At 66.5% G+C, this 22577-nt stretch carries 19 protein-coding genes; 11 read left to right on the top strand and 8 right to left on the bottom strand.

The window, feature by feature from the left end; genetic code table 11:
• Positions 1-2: 2 nt before the first annotated feature.
• Both ASE00_RS19770 and ASE00_RS19775 read left to right on the top strand, forming a co-directional pair.
• The gene (locus ASE00_RS19770; RefSeq protein ID WP_056383449.1) at positions 3-1424 is read left to right on the top strand and encodes an ammonium transporter; all 1422 of its coding nucleotides are present in this window, start codon (positions 3-5) and stop codon (positions 1422-1424) included.
• Positions 1425-1547: 123 nt separating this feature from the next.
• Positions 1548-2243 (top strand): endonuclease/exonuclease/phosphatase family protein, encoded by a 696-nt coding sequence (locus ASE00_RS19775; RefSeq protein WP_082594873.1) that lies wholly within the window; start codon positions 1548-1550, stop codon positions 2241-2243.
• 121 nt (positions 2244-2364) lie between these two features.
• On the opposite strand, the gene ASE00_RS19780 is transcribed toward ASE00_RS19775, so the two are convergent.
• The 5 genes from ASE00_RS19780 to ASE00_RS19800 all read right to left on the bottom strand — a co-directional run bounded on the left by ASE00_RS19780 (position 2365) and on the right by ASE00_RS19800 (position 8422).
• On the bottom strand, positions 2365-2781 hold the full coding sequence (locus tag ASE00_RS19780; protein WP_056383451.1) for a TIGR01244 family sulfur transferase: 417 nt from the start codon (positions 2779-2781) through the stop codon (positions 2365-2367).
• Positions 2782-2797: 16 nt separating this feature from the next.
• On the bottom strand, positions 2798-4567 hold the full coding sequence (recQ, locus tag ASE00_RS19785; RefSeq protein WP_056383452.1) for a DNA helicase RecQ: 1770 nt from the start codon (positions 4565-4567) through the stop codon (positions 2798-2800).
• A 54-nt stretch (positions 4568-4621) separates the two neighbouring features.
• Complete coding sequence (locus ASE00_RS19790) at positions 4622-5689, bottom strand: acyltransferase family protein (protein WP_056383453.1); 1068 nt, start codon at positions 5687-5689, stop codon at positions 4622-4624.
• A gap of 112 nt (positions 5690-5801) precedes the next feature.
• Positions 5802-7616, bottom strand: a complete 1815-nt coding sequence (locus tag ASE00_RS19795; protein WP_056383454.1) for an ABCB family ABC transporter ATP-binding protein/permease — start codon at positions 7614-7616, stop codon at positions 5802-5804.
• 53 nt (positions 7617-7669) lie between these two features.
• Positions 7670-8422, bottom strand: coding sequence for a sulfite exporter TauE/SafE family protein (locus ASE00_RS19800; RefSeq protein WP_056383455.1), 753 nt, complete (start codon positions 8420-8422; stop codon positions 7670-7672).
• 109 nt (positions 8423-8531) lie between these two features.
• Here ASE00_RS19800 and ASE00_RS19805 point away from each other — a divergent pair, with 109 nt between their 5' ends.
• The 8 genes from ASE00_RS19805 to ASE00_RS19840 all read left to right on the top strand — a co-directional run bounded on the left by ASE00_RS19805 (position 8532) and on the right by ASE00_RS19840 (position 17778).
• Entirely contained in the window at positions 8532-9377 is an 846-nt protein-coding gene (locus ASE00_RS19805) for an HpcH/HpaI aldolase/citrate lyase family protein (RefSeq protein WP_056383456.1), read from the top strand.
• Positions 9378-9500: 123 nt separating this feature from the next.
• Positions 9501-11300 (top strand): acyl-CoA dehydrogenase, encoded by a 1800-nt coding sequence (locus ASE00_RS19810; RefSeq protein ID WP_056383457.1) that lies wholly within the window; start codon positions 9501-9503, stop codon positions 11298-11300.
• Between the two features lie 42 nt (positions 11301-11342).
• A complete protein-coding gene (locus ASE00_RS19815) occupies positions 11343-12629 on the top strand; it encodes a TetR/AcrR family transcriptional regulator (RefSeq protein WP_056383458.1) in 1287 nt (428 codons plus the stop codon).
• A gap of 118 nt (positions 12630-12747) precedes the next feature.
• A complete protein-coding gene (locus ASE00_RS19820) occupies positions 12748-13674 on the top strand; it encodes an SDR family NAD(P)-dependent oxidoreductase (protein ID WP_056383459.1) in 927 nt (308 codons plus the stop codon).
• Positions 13674-14846 (top strand): acetyl-CoA C-acyltransferase, encoded by a 1173-nt coding sequence (locus ASE00_RS19825; protein WP_056383460.1) that lies wholly within the window; start codon positions 13674-13676, stop codon positions 14844-14846. The genes ASE00_RS19820 and ASE00_RS19825 overlap by 1 nt, the downstream gene beginning before the upstream one ends.
• A 1-nt stretch (position 14847) precedes the next feature.
• Positions 14848-15306, top strand: a complete 459-nt coding sequence (locus ASE00_RS19830; RefSeq protein ID WP_056383461.1) for a MaoC family dehydratase — start codon at positions 14848-14850, stop codon at positions 15304-15306.
• A gap of 59 nt (positions 15307-15365) precedes the next feature.
• Complete coding sequence (locus tag ASE00_RS19835) at positions 15366-15956, top strand: TetR/AcrR family transcriptional regulator (RefSeq protein WP_056383462.1); 591 nt, start codon at positions 15366-15368, stop codon at positions 15954-15956.
• Between the two features lie 85 nt (positions 15957-16041).
• Positions 16042-17778 carry an acyl-CoA dehydrogenase C-terminal domain-containing protein gene (locus ASE00_RS19840; RefSeq protein WP_056383463.1) on the top strand — a complete coding sequence of 579 codons (1737 nt, stop codon included), beginning with the start codon at positions 16042-16044 and terminating at the stop codon, positions 17776-17778.
• 40 nt (positions 17779-17818) lie between these two features.
• On the opposite strand, the gene ASE00_RS19845 is transcribed toward ASE00_RS19840, so the two are convergent.
• Genes ASE00_RS19845 through ASE00_RS19855 form a run of 3 tightly spaced genes read right to left on the bottom strand, consistent with a single transcriptional unit; the run spans position 17819 to position 21977 of the window.
• A complete protein-coding gene (locus ASE00_RS19845) occupies positions 17819-19528 on the bottom strand; it encodes a hybrid sensor histidine kinase/response regulator (protein ID WP_056383464.1) in 1710 nt (569 codons plus the stop codon).
• Positions 19525-20082: a YfiR family protein gene (locus ASE00_RS19850; protein WP_056383465.1), complete on the bottom strand. Its 558-nt coding sequence runs from the start codon at positions 20080-20082 to the stop codon at positions 19525-19527. The genes ASE00_RS19845 and ASE00_RS19850 overlap by 4 nt, the downstream gene beginning before the upstream one ends.
• Positions 20070-21977 carry a TonB-dependent receptor plug domain-containing protein gene (locus ASE00_RS19855; protein WP_056383466.1) on the bottom strand — a complete coding sequence of 636 codons (1908 nt, stop codon included), beginning with the start codon at positions 21975-21977 and terminating at the stop codon, positions 20070-20072. Before ASE00_RS19855 ends, ASE00_RS19850 begins: the two co-directional genes overlap by 13 nt.
• Positions 21978-22243: 266 nt before the next feature.
• Between ASE00_RS19855 and ASE00_RS19860 the strand changes: the two genes are divergently transcribed.
• Complete coding sequence (locus tag ASE00_RS19860; RefSeq protein ID WP_056383467.1) at positions 22244-22540, top strand: antibiotic biosynthesis monooxygenase family protein; 297 nt, start codon at positions 22244-22246, stop codon at positions 22538-22540.
• The last annotated feature ends 37 nt before the right edge of the window (positions 22541-22577 follow it).

Consider the following 22577-nt stretch of genomic DNA (forward strand, 5'->3'; position numbering starts at 1 on the left):
ACATGAAGCTTTACAATAAGCTGGCAACGGGCCTCGGCACGCTTGCCCTCACCGCGCTGGTCGCGGCGCCCGCCTGGGCGCAGGATCTCGTCAAGGCCCCTGACGCGGCGGCGCAGGCCGGCATGGTCAACAAGGGCGACACCACCTGGATGCTCGTCTCGGCCGCGCTGGTCCTGATGATGTCGGTTCCCGCCCTCGCGCTGTTCTACGGCGGTCTCGTCCGCACCAAGAACATGCTGTCGGTGCTCATGCAGGTGCTCGCGATCGTCTCGATCGCCGCGCTGGTCTGGGTCGGCTGGGGCTATTCGATGGCCTTCACCTCGGGTGGCGACAACCACTTCTTCGGCGGTTTCTCGAAGGCATTCCTCGCGGGCGTCAACGCATCGACCTATGCCGCGACCTTCTCGAACAACGTCTACATTCCGGAATATGCCTTCGTGGTGTTCCAGATGACCTTCGCCTGCATCACGCCGGCGCTGATCGTCGGCGCCTTCGCGGAGCGCGTCAAATTCTGGCCGCTGATGCTGTTCGTCGTGCTGTGGCTGACCATCGTCTATTTCCCGATGGCGCACATGGTGTGGTACTGGGCGGGCCCGGACTTCCTGTCCGACACCCCGAGCGACGCCGGTCTGCTCTACAGCTGGGGCGCGCTCGACTTCGCGGGCGGCACTGTCGTTCACATCAACGCGGGTATCGCTGGCCTCGCCGGCTGTCTCGTCCTCGGCAAGCGCACCGGCTACAAGAAAGAGCCGATGCCGCCGCACTCGCTGACCATGACCATGATCGGCGCCTCGCTGCTGTGGATCGGCTGGTTCGGTTTCAACGCTGGTTCGAACCTCGAATCCAACGGCGTGACCGCGGTCGCCTTCATCAACACCTTCGTCGCCACCGCCGCTGCGGCGCTGGCCTGGGCCCTGGTCGAACAGTTCGTTCATGGCAAGCCGTCGCTCCTGGGTGCGGCGTCGGGCGCCGTCACCGGCCTCGTCGCGATCACCCCGGCGGCTGGTTTCGCCGCTCCGGTCACCTCGATCATCCTCGGCGCAGTCGCCACGGTCGTCTGCTTCTTCTTCGTCACCACGGTGAAGAACAAGCTCGGCTATGACGATACGCTCGACGTGTTCGGCATCCACTGCGTCGGCGGCATCATCGGCGCGATCGGCACCGGCATCGTCGCCGATCCGGCGCTCGGTGGTCAGGGCTGGTTCGACTATACCGTCTTCCCGGCGGTCGCGGGCACCTACGACATGGCCGGTCAGGTCATCACCCAGCTCAAGGCCGTCGGCCTCACGCTTGTGCTGTCGGGCGGTGTCTCGGCGATCCTCTTCTTCGTCATCGACAAGACCATCGGTCTGCGTCCTTCGGTCGAAGTCGAGCTCGAGGGTCTCGACCTCGCCGAGCATGGCGAGCGCGCCTACAACTACTGATTTCGAATTGGGGCTGTCCCGCAAGGGGCGGCCCCTCACCGCGTTCCTCCTGCGAACGCACTGGGCCGGTGGGGCAACCCATCGGCCCTTTTTTTGTTATGTGATCGGATGCAAAGGCAGAAGATGATCACCGTCGCCAGCTACAATATAAGAAAAGGTCTAGGCACCGATCGCCGACGCCGGCCCGACCGCATCCTGGAGGTGCTGCACGAAGTACAGGCCGACATCGTCGCGCTGCAGGAGGCCGATCGCCGCTTCGGCGCGCGGCAGAGCGCCTTGCCCACCGAATTGATCAAGCAGGGCGAATATCGCGCGGTGCCGTTCGACATACGGCCGGGCGGGATCGGCTGGCACGGCAACGCCATCTTGATCCGGCAATCGGTCGAGATCGCCGATTATGAGCCGATCAGCCTGCCGACGCTCGAGCCGCGCGGCGCGGTGATGGCCGAACTGCACGTCGCCGGGCAGGAGCTGCGCGTCGTCGGCATGCATCTCGACCTGTCGGGACTGTGGCGCCGGCGGCAGGTGCGCGCGATCATCGAGCATATACGCCGCCGCAGGCGACGTATGCCGACTGTGATGATGGGCGACCTCAACGAATGGTCATTGCACGGCGGCTGCATCCGCGAGTTCGCCGACGGCCACCATATCGCCCCGACCGGGCGAAGCTATCACAGCCGGCGGCCTGTCGGCTGCCTCGACCGGATCATCCTGACGCCCGACCTCCATGTCGTCGCCAGCGGCGTCCATGTCAGCGACCGGGCGCGGCTGGCCTCGGATCACCTGCCGGTCTGGGCGAAGGTGAACTGGGTATCCTAGTCCCCCTCCCTGCCAAGGGACGGGTTAGGGGTGGGTCAGGCGAGATGCAGTGGCGAACCGGTCTGCCAACCAGGAGGCGTAACCCGCCCCCGGCCCCTCCCTTGGCAGGGAGGGGAGAAAATCAGCGCGGCCCCAGCAGCGCCTTGATCGGTGAAATGTCGTATCCCGCATTGCCCGCCTTGCGCGCCAGTTCGTCAGCGTCTTCGCCGGCCGCGCCCTTGGCGAGCGCCCAGCAGAAGGTCGACCGGGTGCCCGAGCGGCAATAAGCGAGGACCGGCCCTTCGGCGCTGTCGAGCGCCTTCTGCATCGCCTCGACCTGGTTCATCGAAAAGCCGCCATGGGTGATCGGGATCGCGACATAGGCGAGGCCCGCCGCGCGCGCGGCTTCGCGGATTTCGTCGCCGCTCGGCTGGCCCGGCTCTTCCTGGTCGGGGCGATTGTTGATGATCATCGTGAAGCCCTGCGCCGCGGCGGCGGCGACATCGGCAGTGTCGATCTGCGCGGCGACCGAGATGCTGTCGTCGATCTTGCGGAACATGGGCTTCCTCCCTTCCTCAGGCACGATGCTCGCTGATGGCGGCGACGAACGCGTCGCCATAGGTTTCGAGCTTCTTCGCCCCTACGCCCGAAATCTGCGCAAGGCCACCCAGCGAATCCGGCTTCACCGCTGCCATCTCGCGCAGGGTCGCGTCGGTGAAGACGACATAGGGCGGCACCCCCTGCGCCTTGGCGAGATCGCGGCGCAGGCCGCGCAGCACGTCGAACAGCGGATCGTGCGGATAGTCCGCTGCGCCTGCCTTGCCCTTGCGCCGCCGCGCGCGTTCGGGCGGCAGGACGAGGTGGAGCGGCTCCTCGCCCTTCAATATTGCCTTCGCTGCGGGGCCGAAGGACAAGCCGCCATAATCGTCGGCGCGTAGCGCATCGCGGGCGAGGAGCGCGCGGGCGACCGGCTTGATCAGCTTTTGCTCGCCCTCGTCGGCGATTCCGAACACCGACAGGCGATGATGGCCAAGGCCGAGGATCTTGTCGGTCTCACGCCCGGCCAGCACGTCGGACAGATGGGTGACACCATAGCGCATCTCGGTGCGGAAGGCGGCGGAGAGCAGCTTCTGCGCGACCACGCTCGCGTCGACGCCGGTCGGCGGGTTCAGGCAATTGTCGCAATTGCCGCAGGCGGGCGGCGGATTCTCGCCGAAATGCTTCAGCAGGATCGCGCGGCGGCACCCCGGCGCTTCGACCAGCATCGCCATCGCGTTGAGGCGCTGGCGCTCGCCCGACCGGCGGCTTTCCTCGACATCGGTCTCGATCCGGCGGCGGGCGCGGGCGAAATCCTCCGCGCCCCAGAACAGCTGGGTCACCGCCGGCTCGCCGTCGCGGCCCGCACGGCCGGTCTCCTGATAATAGGCCTCGATCGATTTCGGGAGCCCCGCATGCGCGACGAAGCGTACGTCGGGCTTGTCGATCCCCATGCCGAAGGCGACCGTCGCCACCATCACCATGTCCTCGGAGGAGACGAACGCCTTCTGGTTGGCCGCGCGGATCGATGGATCGAGCCCGGCATGATAGGCTCGCGTCGGGCGGCCCGATGCGCCCAGCTGGGCGGCGAGCTTCTCGGTCGCGTCGCGGGTCGGCGCATAGATGATGCCCGGCCCTGGATTTTCGTCGAGCAGCTGGGCGAGCTGCCGCCCGACGCCGTCGCGCGGGTTGATGCCGTAGCGCAAATTGGCGCGGTCGAACCCGGCGAGGATCAGTCCTTCGGGTTCGATGCCGAGCTGCGCCAATATGTCGTCGCGGGTGTGCCGGTCGGCGGTTGCGGTCAGTGCGAGGCGCGGCACGTCGGGGCGCTGGTCGAGCAGGCCGCGCAGCAGACGGTAGTCGGGGCGGAAGTCATGTCCCCATTCGGACACGCAATGCGCCTCGTCGATCGCGATCAACGCGAGCGGGATCTGGCTGATCAGGCGGCGGAAGCTGTCGGTCGAGGCGCGCTCGGGCGCGACATAGAGCAGGTCGAGTGCGCCCTGGCGCAGCCGGTCGATCGTCTCGTCGCGATTGTCGTCGGCGGAAGTCAGCGCCGCGGCACGGATGCCCGCCGCCTCGGCGGACCGCACCTGATCATGCATCAGCGCGATCAGCGGCGATATCACCAGCCCGGTGCCGTCGCGGCACAGCGCCGGAATCTGGTAGGTCAGTGACTTGCCCGCACCGGTCGGCATCACCGCGAGGCTATTTTGCCCCGCCATCACCCGGTCGATGACGTCCTGCTGCCGTCCCCGGAACTGGGCATAGCCGAAGGTCCGCTGCAGGGCTTCCAAAGGGGTGGGCATGGCCCGCTTCTAGCGGATGGCGGCAGGGTGTCGAGACTTCACTCGCTAATATCGTCAGACCGTGGGCCGTCTCGGCCCGAAGCGGTTGACCCATTTCTGCGCGGGCAGTTCGAAGCCCTGATAGAGCGCCGCCGACGCGCCGAGCACGATCAGCAGGAACAGCGCGATCAGCCCCGGCGGCACCGCCTTTTCGTTGCTGACGAAGGCGATCTTGAAGAGGAGGAAGAGCAGCGCGTGCGACAGATAGGTGGCGTAGCTGATCTCGCCGAACCAGTGGATCGCCCGGGCTTTCAGCGGGTTGCGAGCTTCTGACGTCAACGCCAGCACGAACAGCAGGCAGACGAAGCTGAACGGCAGTGCCAGCGTCTCGGGCGCGCCTGTGGCATAGGCGGCGAGCCCAGCGATCGTCAGCAGCGCGGCGATCAGCGCAGGCCGGCGCGGCCTGTCCCGCCAGCGCAGCCACAGCGCCGCGACGATCGTACCCATCGCAAACTCGAACAGGCAGCGCGGCAGGCCGAGATGCGGGATATCGTTGCCGAGCAGCGGCTTGCCCAGCGCGGTGAACAGCGCGAACAGGCCGAGCATCAGCAGCCCAAGCAGCGCGATCAGGACCGCGCTGTGCAGCCTGCGCCAGTCGGCCATGGCGACGATCAGCGGGAAGGCCAGATAGGCAGCGAGTTCGCAGCTGATCGACCAGGCGGGCACGTTCCACCCCAATCGTCCCAGCAGCCCCCAATTCTGGACCAGCAGCAGGTGTAAGGGCAGGGTCGCCCAGGCGAAATCAGGCGGCAGGCCGCGCCCGGTGACGACGCAGACCAGCGCGAAGGCGATCGCGACGATCAGCATCAGCAGGTGGAGCGGATAGATGCGGGCGAGCCGTCGCCACAGGAAATGCGGCACCGCGCGCCAGCGATGCTCGCGCAGCAGCGCGCCATAGTTGAGCCAGATCACGAAACCCGACAGCACGAAGAAGAAATCGACCGCGAGATAGCCCTTGGCGAAAAAATCGATCACTCCGACGGGCAGGAAGCTCGCGCTTTCACGGATATGGTAAAGCACGACATACCATGCCGCGATCCCGCGCGCCGAGGTGAGCGGGCGAAGTTCGTGCCGGACCTGCAAGCGTTCCCATCCCCGTTACCCCAGCGAAGGCTGGGGTCCATGGCTGTATTCACCACAGATGGCGGCGCGGGTGAAGGGGCGCCGTCTTTTCCCATAACGGTCATGCGGGAATCTACGCCGCTTCCCTTTCCTCGGCCTCGCTCGCCTGGCGCATCCACATCTCGGCATAGAGTCCGTCGCGCGCGAGCAGTTCGGCATGGGTGCCGCGCTCAGCCACCCGGCCGGCTTCCAGCACGACGATCTCGTCGGCGTGGACGATCGTCGACAGGCGGTGGGCGATGACGATGGTGGTGCGGCCCTGTTCGACGCCGCGCAGCGTCGACTGGATATCGGCTTCGGTGCGGCTGTCGAGCGCGCTGGTCGCCTCGTCGAGGATCAGCAGCGGCGGATTCTTGAGCAGGGTGCGCGCGATCGCCACGCGCTGCTTCTCGCCGCCCGACAGCTTCAGGCCGCGCTCGCCGACCTTGGTCGCATAGCCCTGCGGCAGCGACAGGATGAAGTCGTGGATCGACGCGCCCCTGGCGGCGGCCTCGATTTCCTCCTGGGTCGCACCGTCGCGGCCATAGCCGATATTGTAGCCGATCGTGTCGTTGAACAGCACGGTGTCCTGCGGGACGATGCCGATCGCCTGGCGCAGCGACGCCTGCGTCACCTTCGCTATGTCCTGGCCGTCGATCGTCACCTTGCCGCTGCTGATCTCGTAGAAGCGGTAGAGGATGCGGGCGAGGGTAGACTTACCCGCGCCGGACGGGCCGACGACCGCGAGCGTTCCGCCAGGACGGATCGTCAGGTCGATCCCCTTCAAGATCTCCCGCTCCGGATCGTAGGCAAAGTGGACATCCTCGAACTTCACCATGCCGCCGGTCACGACCAGCGGCGTGGCGTCGGGCGCGTCGATGACCTCGGCGGGGGTATCGATCAGCTTGAACATCGCCTCCATGTCGATCAGCCCCTGGCGGATCTCGCGATAGACCATGCCGAGCAGGTCGAGGGGGCGGAACAGCTGCATCAGGATGGTGTTGACGAACACCACGTCGCCCGGCGAATACCAGCCCCGGCTCCAGCCGTAGACGCTATAGCCCATCGCGCCCGCCATCATGCCGTTGGTGATCAGGGCCTGGCCGATGTTGAGGATGGCGAGCGAGCTTTCATTCTTGGTCGCCGCACGCGCATAAGCCGCGACCGCCTTGCCGTAATTCTCGGTTTCGCGGGCCTCGGCGCTGAAATATTTGACCGTTTCGTAATTGAGCAGCGAGTCGACCGCGCGCGCGGAGGCCCGAGTGTCATGTTCGACCATCTCGCGGCGCATCTTGGCGCGCCATTCGGTCACCCGCTGGGTGAAGACCGTATAGGCAACGATCGCGGCCAGCGTGGCGAGGACCAGGCCGACGCCGAATTTGAAGAAGAAGATCAGGCAGACAGCGGTCAGCTCGAAGATCGTCGGGCCGATGTTGAACAGCATGAAGTAGAGCATCGTGTCGATGCTCTTGGTGCCGCGCTCGACGATCTTGGTCAGCGCGCCGGTGCGCCGCTCGAGATGATAGCGCAGCGACAGCTTGTGAAGCTGGGCGAACACCTCGACCGACAGGCGGCGGCCCGCGTCCTGGCCGACCAGCTCGAAGATGGCATTGCGCATATTATCGAATAGCACGCCGCCGAAGCGCGCCCCGGCATAGGCCGCGACCATCGCCAGCGCGATCATCACTCCCGGCTCGAAGCCCGGCGTCATCCGGTCGATCGCCGCCTTGTAGGCGAAGGGCATCAGCAGCACTGCGCTCTTCGCCGCCAGCACCAGCAGCAGCGCGATCACCACGCGGGCGCGCAGGCCCGGCTCTCCCTTCGGCCAGAGATAAGGCAGAAAACGGCGAAGCGTGGCCCAGCCCTGTTCGGGATTGGCGGTCGCGGCGGAGATATTGTCAGGCGGCATCGCGCCGCAAGATAGGGATGCCGGGGCCGGAGGGAAAGGTGCGTGCCGGTTGGTCAGCGATAGGCGCGCAGGAAGAAGGCGATGGTGATCGCGACGCACAGCACCAGCGTCACGCCACGCACCAGCGGTAGCGGCAGGCGCTTGCCAAGCGCTGCGCCCGCATAGCCGCCGGCCAGCGCGCCGCCGCCCAGCAGCAGCACGGTGCCCCAGGCGACGATCCCGGCCAGCGCGAAGCACAGGATCGCGGCGGCATTGGCGGCGGTGGCCATCAGGAGACGCGAACCGGCCAGGACCTTCAGGTCGGCGCTGTCGATCAGACTCCACAGCGCGCTCATCATCAGTCCGACCGCACCGCCATAATAGCCCCCGTAGATGCCGAGCAGCAGCTGTCCGGCGAGCAACAGCGGCGCGCCGCGCGACCCGAGGCGTGCCTGCATCCACGGGCCGATCCGCGGCGCGAAGGCCAGCGCGAGAGTCGCCAGCAAGGCGAGCCAGGGCAGCAGCCGGTCGAACAGCCGCTCGGGCGTCCACAGCAACAGCCCCGCGCCGATCGCGCCGCCGGTGATGCTGATCGCCAGCATCACCCTAGGGCCCACTCCGGCGATCGGACGCAGCCCGCCGCGATAGACGACCGCGCTCGCGAGCCCGCCTGGCCATAGTGACACCGTACTGGTGGCGTTGGCGGCGACCGAGGGCATGCCGGTGGCCAGCAGCACCGGCAGGGTGACGAAGGAACCGCCGCCGGCCAGCGCATTCATCGCACCAGCGATCAGCCCGGCGGCAATGACGAGTAGCGCTTCATCCATGGATCGGCTTCCTGTTGTCCTGTCGCATCAAGGGAATTTTCCCCGAATGCACCCATCTTGTTCGTCGCGGAGCTTGTCATAACCCTTCCGAGGCGCGATGCGAGACATCATGAAACTACGATCCCTCCTTTTCGTCCCCGGCGACCGGCCCGAACGTTTTCCCAAGGCGGCGGCCAGCGGCGCCGATGCGCTGATCCTCGATCTCGAGGATTCGGTGTCGTCCGAAAACAAGCCCATGGCGCGCACGGCGATCGCCGAATGGCTCGGCCGGCCGCGCGATATTCCCTGCTTCGTGCGGGTCAATCCGCTCGACAGCGCCTTCGTCCGCGACGATCTGGCGGCGGTTCTTCCCGCAGGGCCCGATGGGCTGATGCTCCCCAAGGCGGAGGGCGCGGCTTCGGTGCGCCAACTCGCCGACATGGCGGGCGGCGCTCTGCCGGCCATCTTGCCGATTGCCAGCGAAACGGCGGCGGCGGTGTTCGCGCTGGGTGACTATCGCGCGGTCGGCGGCCAGCTCGCCGGGCTGACCTGGGGCGCGGAGGATCTGCCCGCCGCGATCGGCGCGGCCACGTCGCGCAATTCCGACGGCAGCTACACCTCGCCCTATGAGGTGGTTCGCGCGCTCACCCTGTTCGGGGCGCACGCCGCCGGGGTCGCCGCGATCGAGACGGTCTACCCCAATATCGCCGACACCGAGGGACTCGCGGCCTATGTCGCGCGCGGACGGCGCGACGGCTTTACCGGCATGATGGCGATCCATCCGTCGCAGGTCGGGGTGATCAACGCAGGCTTCAGCCCCAGCGAGGCCGAGATCGCGCACGCCCGGGCCGTGATCACGATGTTCGCGGCGAACCCGGGCGCGGGGGCGCTCAAGCTCGATGGCAAGATGATCGACCGCCCGCATCTCAAGCAGGCCGAAACCCTGCTCTCGCGCGCCGGAGAAGCTGTCCGCTGACGCCTCTGTAAAATGGTACATAAGGTAAAATAATTGACGATATGGCGTGCGTCGCTATAGCGATCGGCTATCGCGCCGCGCCGTGGGGGTGTGGGGTCGCATATTGTTCCGGGGAACCGCGCCGTGTCTCTCATCGTCAACCGCAGGGACATCGACTTTCTGCTCTACGAGCTGTTCGACCTCGAAGCGCTGCTCAGCACGGAGCGCTATGCGGCCTATGACCGCCCCGCGATCGGCCAGATTCTCGATATGGCGCGGGGGCTGGCCGAGACCAAATTCCTTCCCTTCGCGGCGGCGCTCGACGCCAACGAGCCGAGGTTCGTCGACGGCCGGGTGGAGATCATGCCCGAAGTCGGCGAGGCGTTGCGGGCCTATGCCGAAGCAGGGCTGAGCGCGGCGGGGTTCGATGAGGATATCGGCGGCCTGCAACTGCCCTGGATCGTCAACATGGCGGTCAACGGCATGTTCGCGGCGGCGAATCTGTCGGTGTTCAACTATGCGATGCTGACCGCCGCCAATGCCAATCTGCTGGCGGCGTTCGGCACCGAGGAGCAGAAGCGGCTCTTCCTCGCACCGCTGCTTGACGGACGCTGGCTCGGCACCATGTGCCTGTCGGAGCCGCAGGCGGGTTCTTCGCTGTCCGACATCCGCACCCGCGCCGAACCGCTGGGCGAAGGCCGCTACCGGATCACCGGCACCAAGATGTGGATATCCGGCGGCGATCACGAGATGACCGGGAATATCGTCCATATGGTGCTGGCGAAGATCCCCGGCGGTCCGCCCGGAGTTAAGGGCATTTCGCTGTTCATCGTTCCCAAATACCGGGTCGACGCCGATGGCCGGCCGGGCGAGCCGAACAATGTCGCGCTGGCCGGACTCAATCATAAGATGGGTCATCGCGGGACCACCAACTGCCTGCTGAACTTCGGCGAGGAAGGCGACTGCATCGGCCTGCTCGTCGGCGAGCCCCACAAGGGCCTGAGCTATATGTTCCACATGATGAACGAGGCGCGCATGGCGGTCGGCCATGGCTCGGTCATGTCGGCGCTGGCAGGCTTTCTCTATGCGGTCGATTATGCGGGCGAGCGGACGCAGGGACGCGCGCCGGGCATCAAGGACCCGAACAGCCCGCAGCGGCCGATCATCGAACATGCCGATGTCCGCCGCATGCTGCTGGCGCAGAAGGCGTCGATCGAAGGCGCGCTGTCGCTGATCTTCCACTGTGCGATCCTGATCGACCGGCAGAAGCTGGAGGCCGACCCGGCCGAACGCGTGCGGATCGGCCTGCTGCTCGAGATATTAACGCCGATCGCCAAGTCCTGGCCGTCCGAACATTGCCTGGAGGCCAACAAGCTCGCGATCCAGATATTGGGGGGCTACGGCTATACCCGCGACTATCCGGTCGAGCGCCACTACCGCGACAACCGTCTCAACCATATCCATGAGGGCACCTTCGCGATCCACGGCATCGATCTGCTCGGTCGCAAGGTACGGATGAACGATGGCGCAGCGCTCGATCTGCTGCTCGGCGAGATCGGCGCGACGATCGCCGCGGCCAGTGCGGATGCGGGGTTGCAGGCCGAGGCGGCGGCGCTGGAAAGCGCCGTGGCGGCGCTCCGCCAGTCGACCGCGTCGGTGCTCGCCTGCGAGGATGCCGAGCGTGGCCTGGCCAACGCCACGCTCTATCTCGATGCCTTCGGCCATGTCGCGATCGCTTGGATGTGGCTGCGCCAGGCGCTAGCGGTGCGCGCGTCGGTCGGGGCTTCGGGCGGCGGCGAGGATGATTTCTATGCCGGCAAGATAGCGGCCTGCCGTTACTTCTTCCGCTACGAATTGCCCAAGGTCCATCATCTCTTCACGCTGGTGGCGACGCTCGACGATGTCTGTCTGGGCGTCCGGCCCGGGCAGTTCCTGGGAGCGTGAGCTTCAACAAGCCGATGATCGGCGCTATCGGCGGCTCCGGTCATGTCTTCGCATAAACCTTCTCGCGCGTCGGGCGAGCTTCCGGCTCAACGCCCGGCGCGGGCCCGCGCGACCCGGCAGCAGCGCTCGGTCGATCGCCAGAATCGCATCGCCGAAGCCGCTATCGCGGTGATCGCCCGGCATGGCATAGCGGGCGTCACCCACCGGCTGGTCGCGCAGGAGGCGGGGGTGTCGCTCGCCGCGACTACCTATCATTACGAAACCAAGCTCGACATCATCGCCGACGCATCGGCGCAACTGCTCCACGGCTATACCGAGGCCTTTCGTCATTTCCTCGAGAGGCGCGCCGAGCGCCCCGCGCTGTCGTTCCGCCACTTCGCGATGCGCGTCGTCGCCAATGCCGCGGGCCGCGACCGGATGGCGACGCTCGCCTGGTGCGAGATCATCCTCGATGCCGCCCGCCATCCCGAGGCCCGGATGCTCGCCGGGCAGTGGTTCGGGCGGCTGCACGAGATATGGCGCGAGATCGCGGTCGCGCTGGGCGTCGACGATCCGGTGCCCGTCGCGCGCACCGCGATCGACATCGTCATCGGGCTGATCTTCGTCGTCGTGCCGCTCGGGCTGAACGAGGCACAGGTCGAGGCGGTGCTGTTCGACGGAGGTGGTCCCGCGGCCTTGTGGGCGCCTTCCGCGTCCGAGGGCGACGTCGCCCCCGCTACGCCGCGCGGCGGGCGCAAGGCCGACGAGACTCGTGCCCGCATCCTGGATGCGGCTATCGCGATCCTGATCGACGAAGGGCCCGGTGCGATCAGCTATCGCGCGGTCGCGACCCGCGCCGGGCTGAGTGCCCCCGCCCCTATCTATTATTACCCGTCGGTGGAAGCGCTGCTCAACGCCGCCCAGATCCGGTTGTTCGAAGCATCGAAGGACCGCTATCGGATGACCATGGCGAGCGTCGATTACAGCGCGCTCGACATCGAGCGGCTCGCCGATCTCACCGCCGCGGTCTTCCTGCGCGAGGCCACCGAATATGGCCCGGTCAGTCTCGCCGGCTATCCAATCTGGCTCGAGGCTGCGCGCCAGCCGTCGCTGCGCGCAACGCTCTGGGCGGCGATCGCCGATCAGAACGAGGCCTGGGGCCGGCTGCTGTCGCGCTTCGACCGTCCGCCGGGCGGGATCGATCCGCTGCTCATCCAGGGGCTGTTCCGCGGCAAGCTCATCCGCATCCTCGCCACGGGCGCCGAGCTCGCCGACCTCGCCGATGTGCGGGGCAGCTTCGCAGCGCTGTTGCGCGCTCTCATCACGACCGGCGACTGGGTCAATCCATAAATGGTACTGATGTAAAAAATATTTGACCAGCCTGGCCTTGCTGGCTAGCTAGCCCTCCGAAGCTTTCGCACGTGCAGCGAAAGGCGAGTCGCGCCGGGCGCGGCAGATGGGAGGCATTATGACGATCGATCTCAGCGGGCGGGTTGCCATCGTTACTGGTGCGGGCGGCGGGTTGGGCCGGGCCCATGCGCTGCTGCTGGCCAAGCGCGGCGCGAAGCTGGTCATCAACGATCTCGGCGGCGCGACCGACGGCACCGGCGGCTCGATTACCGCAGCGCAGAAGGTCGTCGATGAAATCGAAGCGATGGGCGGCGAAGCCATGAGCAATGGCGCGTCGGTCACCGACTATGCCGCGGTCGAAGCGATGGTCGCCGCGGCGGTGGAACGCTGGGGCCGGGTGGACATCCTGGTGAACAATGCCGGTATCCTGCGCGACAAGACCTTCGCCAAGCTCAGCCTGGAGGATTTCCAGGCGGTCGTCGCGGTGCACCTGACCGGCGCGGCCAACTGCACCAAGGCTGTGTGGGAACAGATGCGCAGCCAGAATTATGGGCGCATCATCATGACGACGTCATCGTCGGGGCTGTACGGCAATTTCGGCCAGTCCAACTATGGCGCGGCCAAGCTGGCCCTTGTCGGACTGATGCAGACGCTTGGCCTCGAAGGCGCCAAGAACAATATCCATGTGAACTGCCTCGCCCCGACCGGCGCGACCCGCATGCTGGAAGGCCTGATGCCGCAGGAGGTTCTCGACCTGCTGGCCCCGGAATCGGTGAGCCCCGCGGTACTGGCGCTGGCGTCGGAGCAGGCCCCCAACCGCACGATCCTCTGCGCCGGCGCGGGCGCGTTCGAGCAGGCGCACATCACCCTGACGCGCGGCATCTTCGTCGGCACCGGCGATGAAGCCGCCGAACAGATCCTCGCCAATCTGGAAACCATCGCCGACCGCGACGGGGAAATCATTCCGGTCAGCGGTTTCGATCAGAGCAAGGTCGAGCTGGCCAAGGCCGGTTATCGCGAAGCCGCACTGGCGGAGGCGAACTGATGCGCGACGCCGTCATCGTCTCCACCGCCCGCACGCCGATCGGCCGGGCCTATCGCGGTGCGTTCAATGCGACCCCGTCGCCGACGCTTGCCGCCCATGCGATCCGCGCGGCGGTCGAGCGTTCGGGGGTCGATCCCGCTGAAATCGACGATGTGGTGTTCGGCGCCGCGCTGCCGCAGGGCGTTCAGGCGACCATCGGCCGCACCGCCGCCTTGCGCGCGGGCCTGCCGGCTTCCGTCTCGGGCATGACGATCGACCGGCAATGCTCGTCGGGCCTGATGACGATCGCCACCGCCGCCAAGCAGGTGATCGTCGACCGTATGGACGTCGTCGTCGCGGGCGGCGTCGAATCGATCTCGATGGTGCAGACCCCGGCGATGCGGGTCGATTCCGATTCCGAACTCGTCGCGATGGTGCCCGATATCTACATGCCGATGCTGCAGACCGCCGAGACGGTCGCCCGGCGCTATGGCATCAGCCGCGAGCGGCAGGACGCCTATGCGCTGCGCTCGCAGCAGCTGACCGCGAAAGCGCAGGACGCCGGCGCATTCGACGCCGAGATCGTCCCCGTCACCGCGACGATGGCGGTGACCGACAAGGCGACGGGCGAGACGACCCGCAAGGACGTGACGCTCAGCAAGGACGAAGGCAACCGGCCCGAGACGACTGCCGAAGGCCTCGCCAGCCTGAAGCCGGTGGTCGAGGGCGGGGTGATCACCGCCGGAAACGCATCGCAACTCTCGGACGGAGCTTCGGCCTGTGTCGTCATGACCAGCGAACTTGCCGCCCAGCGCGGCCTCACCCCGCTCGGCCGCTATGTCGGTATGGCGATGGCAGGCACCGAGCCCGACGAGATGGGCATCGGCCCGGTCTTCGCGGTGCCCAAGCTGCTCAAGCGCTTCGGCCTGACCATGGGCGATATCGGCCTGTGGGAGCTCAACGAAGCCTTCGCCGTCCAGGTCCTCTATTGCCAGGACATCCTCGGCATTCCCGAGGACCGGCTCAACGTCAGCGGCGGCTCGATCTCGATCGGTCATCCCTATGGCATGTCGGGCGCGCGGATGACCGGCCACGCGCTGATCGAAGGCAAGAGGCGCGGCGCCAAATATGTCGTCGTCACCATGTGTGTCGGCGGCGGTATGGGCGCCGCCGGCCTGTTCGAGGTCCTCTGACATGCCCGCGCCGCTGTCGCTCGATCAATATGCCGCGAAGGTGGGGCAGGAACTGGGGGTATCGGACTGGTTCCTGATCGATCAGCCCCGCATCACCGCCTTTGCCGACATCACCGAGGATCATCAGTTCATCCATGTCGATCCCGAAGCCGCGGCCGCCACGCCGTTCGGCGGCACGATCGCCCATGGCTTCCTCATCCTCTCGATGATGAGCGCGATGTCCTATTCGGCGGTGCCGGGGATCGAAGGCGCTGCCATGACGGTCAATTACGGCATGAACGCGATGCGCTTCGTCGCACCCGTCCGGGCCGGCAAGCGGGTGCGGGGCCGTTTCTCTCTGGTCAAGCTGGCCGAACGGGCGCCGGGGCAATGGCAGACGACGATCGCGGCGACCGTCGAGATCGAGGGCGAGGACAAACCCGCGGTCGTGGCGGAGTGGGTCGGTCTGCACTTCCTGTAGCGCTGGCCGCCGCAAGCGAGGGATTACATCGGCCCGTGTAGCTGTGTTAGCTACGCGGGATGACCAAGCTTGCCGCGGCCGCAGCGCCGGCCCTTCCCGAACAATCCGGTAGCCGCCGCCGCGAAATCCTCGAGATCGCGGCGCAGCTGTTCGCGCGGAAAGGCTATCGCGGCACCTCGATGCGCGACATCGGCGAGCAGGCGGGGGTGCTCGGCGGTTCGCTCTATCACCACATCAAGTCGAAGGACGCGTTGTTCGTCGAGCTGCACAATGCTGCGCTCGACGAGGCTTCGGACAAGATCGCCCGTGCCGTCGCGCGTGCATCCGGGCCCTGGGGCAAACTCGAGGCGGCGTGCGCCGCGCTGCTCGAGGTCCAGCTCGATCCCGATTCCTTCACCCTGCCGATGATGAACGATTTCCGCGAGGTCTCGCCGCCGGTACGCGAGCAGCTGATCGCGCGGCGCGACCGGTTCGAAGAACAGTTCCGGGCTATCGTCGATTCGCTGCCGCTGCCCGCGCATATCGACCGCTCGATCTACCGCAATCTCCTCTTGTCGCAGCTCAATGCGGCTGGCGACTGGTATCGCGCCGGACGCCTGAGCCCTGCCCAGATCGCCGCGCAGATCGTCGCCATCTTCCGCCACGAATAGGATGCGAGAGGTCCGCGGACAAACATCGCTTTTCATTGTAACAGATGTTTGGTAAGCCGTCTGACGCATTCGCTGGAGAGATATTGTGCAAAGCTATGTTCCGCCGATCGACGATTATCGCTTCCTGCTGACCGAAGTTCTCGGGTTCGACGGCGCGATGGGCGAGCTGGGCCTCGACGTCGATGCTGACCTCGCGGCGGCAGTGCTCGACGAGGCGGGCAAGATGTGCGCAGAACGGCTGCACCCGATCAACCGCGAGGGCGACGAGCATGGCAGCCGGCTGATCGATGGCGAAGTGCAGACGCCGCCGGGCTTCGCCGAGGCGTTCCGCGACTTCGCGGCGGCGGGATGGACCGCGCTGTCCGCCGATCCGGCCTATGGCGGGCAGGGTCTCCCCTTCATCCTTCAGCTGTGGCTCGACGAGATGATCTCGGCGGCGAACATATCGTTCGGCCTGTTCCCGGGCCTCACCCGCGGCGCGTGCGAGGCGATAGCGGCGCATGCGAGCGACGAGCTCAAGGCGCTGTGGCTGCCGCGAATGATCAGCGGTGAATGGACCGGCGCGATGGCGCTGACCGAAAGCAGCGCTGGCACCGATCTCGCCCTGCTCAAGACCCGTGCAGAGCCACAGGCCGACGGCAGCTATGCGGTCACCGGCAGCAAGATATTCATCTCGTCGGGCGATCATGATTTTGGCGGCAATATCGTCCACCTCGTCCTCGCCCGGCTTCCCGACGCCCCGCCGGGGGTCAAGGGGATCAGCCTGTTCCTCGTCCCCAAATATCTGGCGGGCGCGGATGGCGCGTTCACGGTGCGTAACACGATGTCGGTCGGCGCTCTGGAAAAGAAGATGGGCATCCACGCCCAGCCGACCTGCCTGATGAACTATGACGGCGCGACTGGCTGGCTGGTCGGCGAGCCGAACCGGGGCCTTGCCGCGATGTTCACGATGATGAACGCCGAACGGCTGATGGTCGGAATCCAGGGCCTCGGTATCGCCGGGGCCGCCTATCAGCAGGCGACCGGCTATGCGCGCGAGCGGCTGCAGGGGCGCAGCGCCGATGGCGCGCGCGGCCCGGTCGCGATCATCGAACATGCCGACGTCCGCCGGATGCTGCTCGGCATCCGCGCCTATGTCGAGGCTGGCCGCGCGCTCAGCGGCTGGGTCGCGCTTCAGCTCGACCGGGCGCACCGTCATCCCGACGCGGCGGAGCGGGCGAAGGCGGACGCGCTGGTCGCGCTGCTGACGCCGGTGATCAAGGCGTCCTTCACCGACATGGGTTTCGAAGCCGCCGTGGAGGCGCAGCAGGTGTTCGGCGGCCATGGCTACATCCGCGAATGGGGCATGGAGCAATATGTCCGCGATGCGCGCATCACCCAGATATACGAAGGCACCAACGGCGTTCAGGCGATCGATCTGGTCGGCCGCAAGCTGCCGCTCGCGGGCGGCGCGGTGGTCGATGGCTATTTCGACCTGATTGCCGCCGATCTCGCCCGCTCTGCCGGCACGCCGGTCACCGATCGGGTCGCTGCCGCCCTGTCGCTGCTGCGCGAGACGACGCTGTCGTTGCGGGGCGCGGGTATCGATCAGGGCGGCGCCGCTGCGGTCGATTATCTGCGTCTGTTCGCGCTGGTCTCGATGGGCTGGATGTGGGTCCGCATGGCGGATGCCGCTGCACAGCGCGACACGCCCTTGCACGCGGGCAAGCGCCTCGTCGCCGACTTCTTCGCCAAGCGTATCCTGCCCCAGGCGCAGGGCCTTGCCGCCAGCATTTCCGCAGGCGAGGACAGCATCATGGCGATGGCCGCCGACGCTTTCTGATCCCTGGGGAGGGAGGAGGCGGCCGGCTGGTCCGGCCGCCTCAATTCGCTTTGATGGCGGCTTCGATCTCGGCGGCGAGCGCATCGATCCGATAGGGCTTGTGGAGCAGACGGACGCCTTCGGCACTCGCCGCCGAAGCAGCATCGCTATAGCCGGTCATCAGCACCGCGGGGATGCCCGGCCATTTGCGGCCGATCACGCGGACGAGGTCGAGACCGCTCATCTCGCCTGGCATGACCATGTCCGAAAGCACGAGATCGACCTTGCCGCCGCTTTCCATCCGTTTGAGCGCGGCATCGGCCGACCCGACCCGGTTATGATCGAAACCCAGATCGTCGAGCATCGTGCCCACCATCGCTGCCACCGTGTCATCGTCCTCGACCAGCAGGGCATTGCGCCGCGCAGCCGCGCGTGCCTGGGGCCGCGTGGGCCGACTCTCCGGCTGAGACATCGCTTTGGTGGTGCGCGGCAGCAGCAGGCGCATCACCGTCCCCTTGCCCAATTCGCTTTCCGCCTGGATCTCCCCGCCTGACGCCTTCGCGAAGCCGTAGACCTGGCTCAGGCCCAAGCCCGTTCCCTGGCCAACGCCCTTGGTGGTGAAAAAGGGTTCGAATATCTGGTTGAGCTTGTCCGGCGCGATCCCGGTGCCGGTATCGGCAATCTCCAAGAGGATGCAATCGCGGCCGTCATCCAGCGTCCGGTTCCGCGCGCTGATCCGGATCGTTCCGCCGTCGGGCATCGCGTCGCGGGCGTTGAGCGCCATGTTCAGGATGGCGACCTCGAGCTGCGACGGGTCGACCTCGATTGGCCACAGGTTGTCGGCCAGGTCGAAGGCGATCTTCACGTCCTCGCGCAGCGAACGGTTGAGCAACTCGTCCATGCCATGGATCCGGCCGGCAAGATCGACGATCTCGGGCTTGAGCGGCGAGCGGCGGGCGAAGGTGAGCAACTGCTGCGTCAGTTTCGCGCCGCGGTCGACCGCCTGGCGAATGCCCGAGGTCAGCCGCTCCCGCCGCGCCGGATCGCTGGTGCGCTCGAGCAGTTCGAGCCCGCCCGAGGCGACCATTAGCAGATTGTTGAAGTCGTGCGCGACGCCGCCGGTCAATTGCCCCATCGCCTCCATCTTCTGCGACTGCCGCAGCGCGGCTTCAGCCTTTTCGCGACTCGCCGTCTCCGCCTGCAACTGCTCATGCGCCCGGCGCAGCGAGGCATAGGCCGCGCCGAGCAGCCCGACGAGGAAGGAGGCGAAGACGATGATGAGGGCGATGCCGATATAGCGCATCGCCCGGCGCAGGCCGGACTCGATCGACGAACGCAGATAGACCATACCGATCCGGCTGCCATCCTGGGCAACCTCGGCGGTGACGATCAGGTCGCGACCCTGGAAGGCAGGGGCCGTGAGCTGGCCGTTGGGCGGCACCGCATTGCCCGCCTGGGCGAAACCGGCCACGAACTTGCCCCGTTCGTCATAGGCCGCCGCCGCCTGGATCGCGGCATCGGCGCGCAACGCGCGGAGATATTCCCGCGTCGCATTCTCGTCGTCGAAGGCGAGCGGCGCGGCAAGGCTGCTCGCCAGAACCTGCGCCTGGACGCTCGCCTGCCGCAGCTTTTCCGCCTTGCCCAGCCGATCGTTCTGGATCGCCAGCGCGAAGGCGCCGATCAGCAGCGCCAGCGCCACGAGCAGCGCGATGAGCGGGCTGACCGTCAGCCGCCGGGCGAGGCGATCGAACATGGCGGGGATCGTCTTCATTTGTTTACCGCCACGGCCAGGCCGAGCAGTTTCGAGCTGATCGTCAGATGCGCCGCGCGCGCCGCGCCATTGTCGATCTCGAAGCGCACGCGCCCGGCCTGCCTCACGAAGCGGATCATGCTGCCGTCCACGCCGGCACCCTTGTCGGCGACGGTCAGCACGGGCTGGCCCGCGACCTGGCCCAGTATCGTATCCGACGGCGCCGTGCCGAGGACGAGGATATGGCATCCGCCCGGTGGTGCGGCGTCGCCGACCCGCCGGATCTGCATCGCCCGGCCGCGCACCTTCTGCCCGCGCGCCACTTCCTCCAGCACCGCGCCATAGGCGTCACGGCCGGTCAGGCAGATCATGAACGGGCTGGCCGATGACGCAAAGGCGGTAACGGGCCAATCGACGAAGGGCGCGAACTTGGTGATGTAACTGGCCTTGATCGCCTGTTCGAGCGGCAAGGGCGCGGCGGCGGGCGCGGCGAAGGCCAACCCGCTCGTTGCGAGCAGCGCCACCGTCCTGCGCAGCCATCGCCGCCAGAGGCGGTCCGATTTCAGAGGTGCCACTTCAACGCTACGAAGACGCTGCGGGGCACCGGGCTCGCCTCTGTCGCGGGCAGTTCGAGGTGTCTTTTATGAAGCAGATTGAAACCCGATACCGACAACTCGGCTTGCTGGCTCAGCAAATAGCCGACCCGCGCGCCGAGCTCGATATAGCCGGAAACACGCGGATTCGGAAGGCTGCTGACGTATCGCAGATCGGCGTCGAGGTTGAGGCGCGGGCCGATATCCATCGAAGACCGCAGCGTCACACGATGCTTGGGGTCGTTGCCGACCTGCTCGATGAAGAGCAGTCCGGCCGAGCTCGGCTTGAAGCGGAAGCGCTGGATCAGCAGGCTGTAACCCGGCTTGATCCGCCACCAGTCGGTGACGCGCAGATCGGCCCAGCTGTCGAAACCATAGCTGTGGCCCTTTATGCCGTTGCCCCATTGCACGGGCAGGAAGCCGCCCGGGGCGGGCTCGATGCTGCGCAGGTCGTCATAGACATTGTAGAAGGCCGATATAGACAACGAAGCCTGCGAAGAGGCGATCAGCCGGGTACCGGCTTCATAGGCGGTCAGCTTCTCGGAGCGAAAGGTCGATGGCCCGATCAGGAAATCCGCGCCGCCTGCCCGTTCGACGACGTCGCGATCGAACGGCGTGGGGGAACGGATCGCGCGTGACGCAGCCGCCCAGAGTAGCAGGCTGGCGTCGGGCTTCCACGACAGGCGCGCGCTCGGCAGCACGGCAACGCCGGAATAGGGGTCCTTCTCCAGCTTGAGGCCCGCTACCGCAGTCAGTTGCGGGGTCAGCGCCACGCTGTCCTGGACGAAGATATTGGCCAGGAAGAGCGTGCGTTTCGGCGGCACGAAGAAGAAATTGGGCGGGCCATCGATCTCGTAGCGGTTGATCCGCGCGCCGCCGCCCCAGACGATATTATGCGCGGTGCCCAGCGCGAAGCTGTGCTGGATGTCGATATCACCGGTGTCGAGCACATATCTGCCCCCGCCCGCGCGGGTCTTGCGCCCGGTGCGGTCATAATAGGCCTGGACCTGCAGCGACGATGCTGCTCCGTCGCGATTCCAGCGCGCGAGAAGATCGCGTCCGTGGATCACTTCGCGCGCCGCGAGGGTCTGGCCGCGCGATCCCCGATAGGCGTCGCCCTGCACCATCAACCGGTCGGTGTCGGATGGGGTCCAGTCGACCTGGAAACCCCCTTGCACCCGCCAGCTGTCGTTGTTGACGGTGTCGCCGGTATCGCGGTTGCGGTGGCCCTTGGCGTAGAGGCGATAGTTGATCGTGTCGCCGACCCGGCCGCCATAGCGCAGCCCTAGATCGCGTGTACGGTTGCCCGCGACCGCGGTCGCATAGATGCCCTGGGTCGCGCCCGCCGGGCGGGTGATGATGTTGATCACGCCGTTGACGGCGTTGGCCCCCCACAGCGTCGCGCCGGGGCCGCTGATCACCTCGATCCGGTCGATGTCCTCGGGCAGCAGGTCCTGCATGTCCCAGTAAACGCCCGAATAGAGCGGGCTATAGACGCTGCGACCGTCGATCAGGACCAACAGCTTGTTCGAAAAGCTCTGCGCCGCGGCATTGCCGCTCAGCCCGCGCGCGGTGACGATCAGCCCGCCATTGCCGCCGCGCATCACCTGAAGATTGGGTGCGAGGCGCAGCATGCCGGGCAGAGTGATATTGCCCGACCGGACGATGTCGTCATGGGTGATCACATAGATGGCGGCCGGGGCCTCTCCCAAAGTTCCGGCGCTCTTGGTGACTGACGACACGTCGAAATTGGCCAGATCGGTGATCGACATGTCGCGCAGTTCTTCGATACTCTGCGCATGCGCGGCGCCTGGCCAGGCCATGACCGACAGCCCGATGGCCGCGATCAACGCGTTATGCTTGGTGCCCCGCTTCATAATCCCCCTTGGTCGGCGCCCTGTCGACCAGCGCCAGACGCGCCAAGGAGACGTTAGTTCCGGATGCGTGCCGTTTTCAATCGCGTACCGCGCCGTGGCGGCCGTGGCGAATATTCGACGGACATGGGGTACCTACCCGTAGATCGCGACCGGGAAGTGCATGACCATGAGGCCGACGACATTTATACGCGATGGGGGAACCGAGCCACCGTCCGGCTTCATGACCAATTTCGAACAGCCCTGAGCGGCTTAGGGAAAGAAAGAATATGATCACTGAAATCGTCGAAATCGAAGTCCTGCCAGGCACTGCCGATCAGTTCATCGCCGGGGTCGAGGCATCGCGCCCGCTGTTCGAGCGCGCGCCAGGCTATATCGGTCTCGAACTGCACCATCAGGTCGAAAACCCGCTGATCTTCGTGCTGCTGATCAAATGGGAATCGGTGGCGCACCATATGGAGATGTTCCAGAAGTCGCCCGACTTCGCCCTTTGGCGCGGCAATGTAGGCCAGTTTTTCGCAGGCAAGCCGCGCCTTCAGCACACCGAGACCAAGCGGGTCTTCTGAGCGTCACGATAGGATTGTTGGGTCGGGGCGATACAAA

Origin of the sequence: Sphingomonas sp. Root710 (assembly GCF_001429065.1) — a bacterium.
GTDB lineage: Bacteria > Pseudomonadota > Alphaproteobacteria > Sphingomonadales > Sphingomonadaceae > Rhizorhabdus.

Bases quoted from the DNA above. Each gene is read 5' to 3' on its own strand.
- ASE00_RS19835 (WP_056383462.1), top strand. From the start codon at position 15,366: ATGACCAAGCTTGCCGCGGCCGCAGCGCCGGCCCTTCCCGAACAATCC.
- ASE00_RS19820 (WP_056383459.1), top strand. From the start codon at position 12,748: ATGACGATCGATCTCAGCGGGCGGGTTGCCATCGTTACTGGTGCGGGC.
- ASE00_RS19845 (WP_056383464.1), bottom strand. From the start codon at position 19,528: ATGAAGACGATCCCCGCCATGTTCGATCGCCTCGCCCGGCGGCTGACG.
- ASE00_RS19775 (WP_082594873.1), top strand. From the start codon at position 1,548: ATGATCACCGTCGCCAGCTACAATATAAGAAAAGGTCTAGGCACCGAT.
- ASE00_RS19825 (WP_056383460.1), top strand. From the start codon at position 13,674: ATGCGCGACGCCGTCATCGTCTCCACCGCCCGCACGCCGATCGGCCGG.
- recQ (WP_056383452.1), bottom strand. From the start codon at position 4,567: ATGCCCACCCCTTTGGAAGCCCTGCAGCGGACCTTCGGCTATGCCCAG.
- ASE00_RS19770 (WP_056383449.1), top strand. From the start codon at position 3: ATGAAGCTTTACAATAAGCTGGCAACGGGCCTCGGCACGCTTGCCCTC.
- ASE00_RS19830 (WP_056383461.1), top strand. From the start codon at position 14,848: ATGCCCGCGCCGCTGTCGCTCGATCAATATGCCGCGAAGGTGGGGCAG.
- ASE00_RS19860 (WP_056383467.1), top strand. From the start codon at position 22,244: ATGATCACTGAAATCGTCGAAATCGAAGTCCTGCCAGGCACTGCCGAT.
- ASE00_RS19815 (WP_056383458.1), top strand. From the start codon at position 11,343: ATGTCTTCGCATAAACCTTCTCGCGCGTCGGGCGAGCTTCCGGCTCAA.
- ASE00_RS19780 (WP_056383451.1), bottom strand. From the start codon at position 2,781: ATGTTCCGCAAGATCGACGACAGCATCTCGGTCGCCGCGCAGATCGAC.
- ASE00_RS19795 (WP_056383454.1), bottom strand. From the start codon at position 7,616: ATGCCGCCTGACAATATCTCCGCCGCGACCGCCAATCCCGAACAGGGC.
- ASE00_RS19855 (WP_056383466.1), bottom strand. From the start codon at position 21,977: ATGAAGCGGGGCACCAAGCATAACGCGTTGATCGCGGCCATCGGGCTG.
- ASE00_RS19800 (WP_056383455.1), bottom strand. From the start codon at position 8,422: ATGGATGAAGCGCTACTCGTCATTGCCGCCGGGCTGATCGCTGGTGCG.
- ASE00_RS19805 (WP_056383456.1), top strand. From the start codon at position 8,532: ATGAAACTACGATCCCTCCTTTTCGTCCCCGGCGACCGGCCCGAACGT.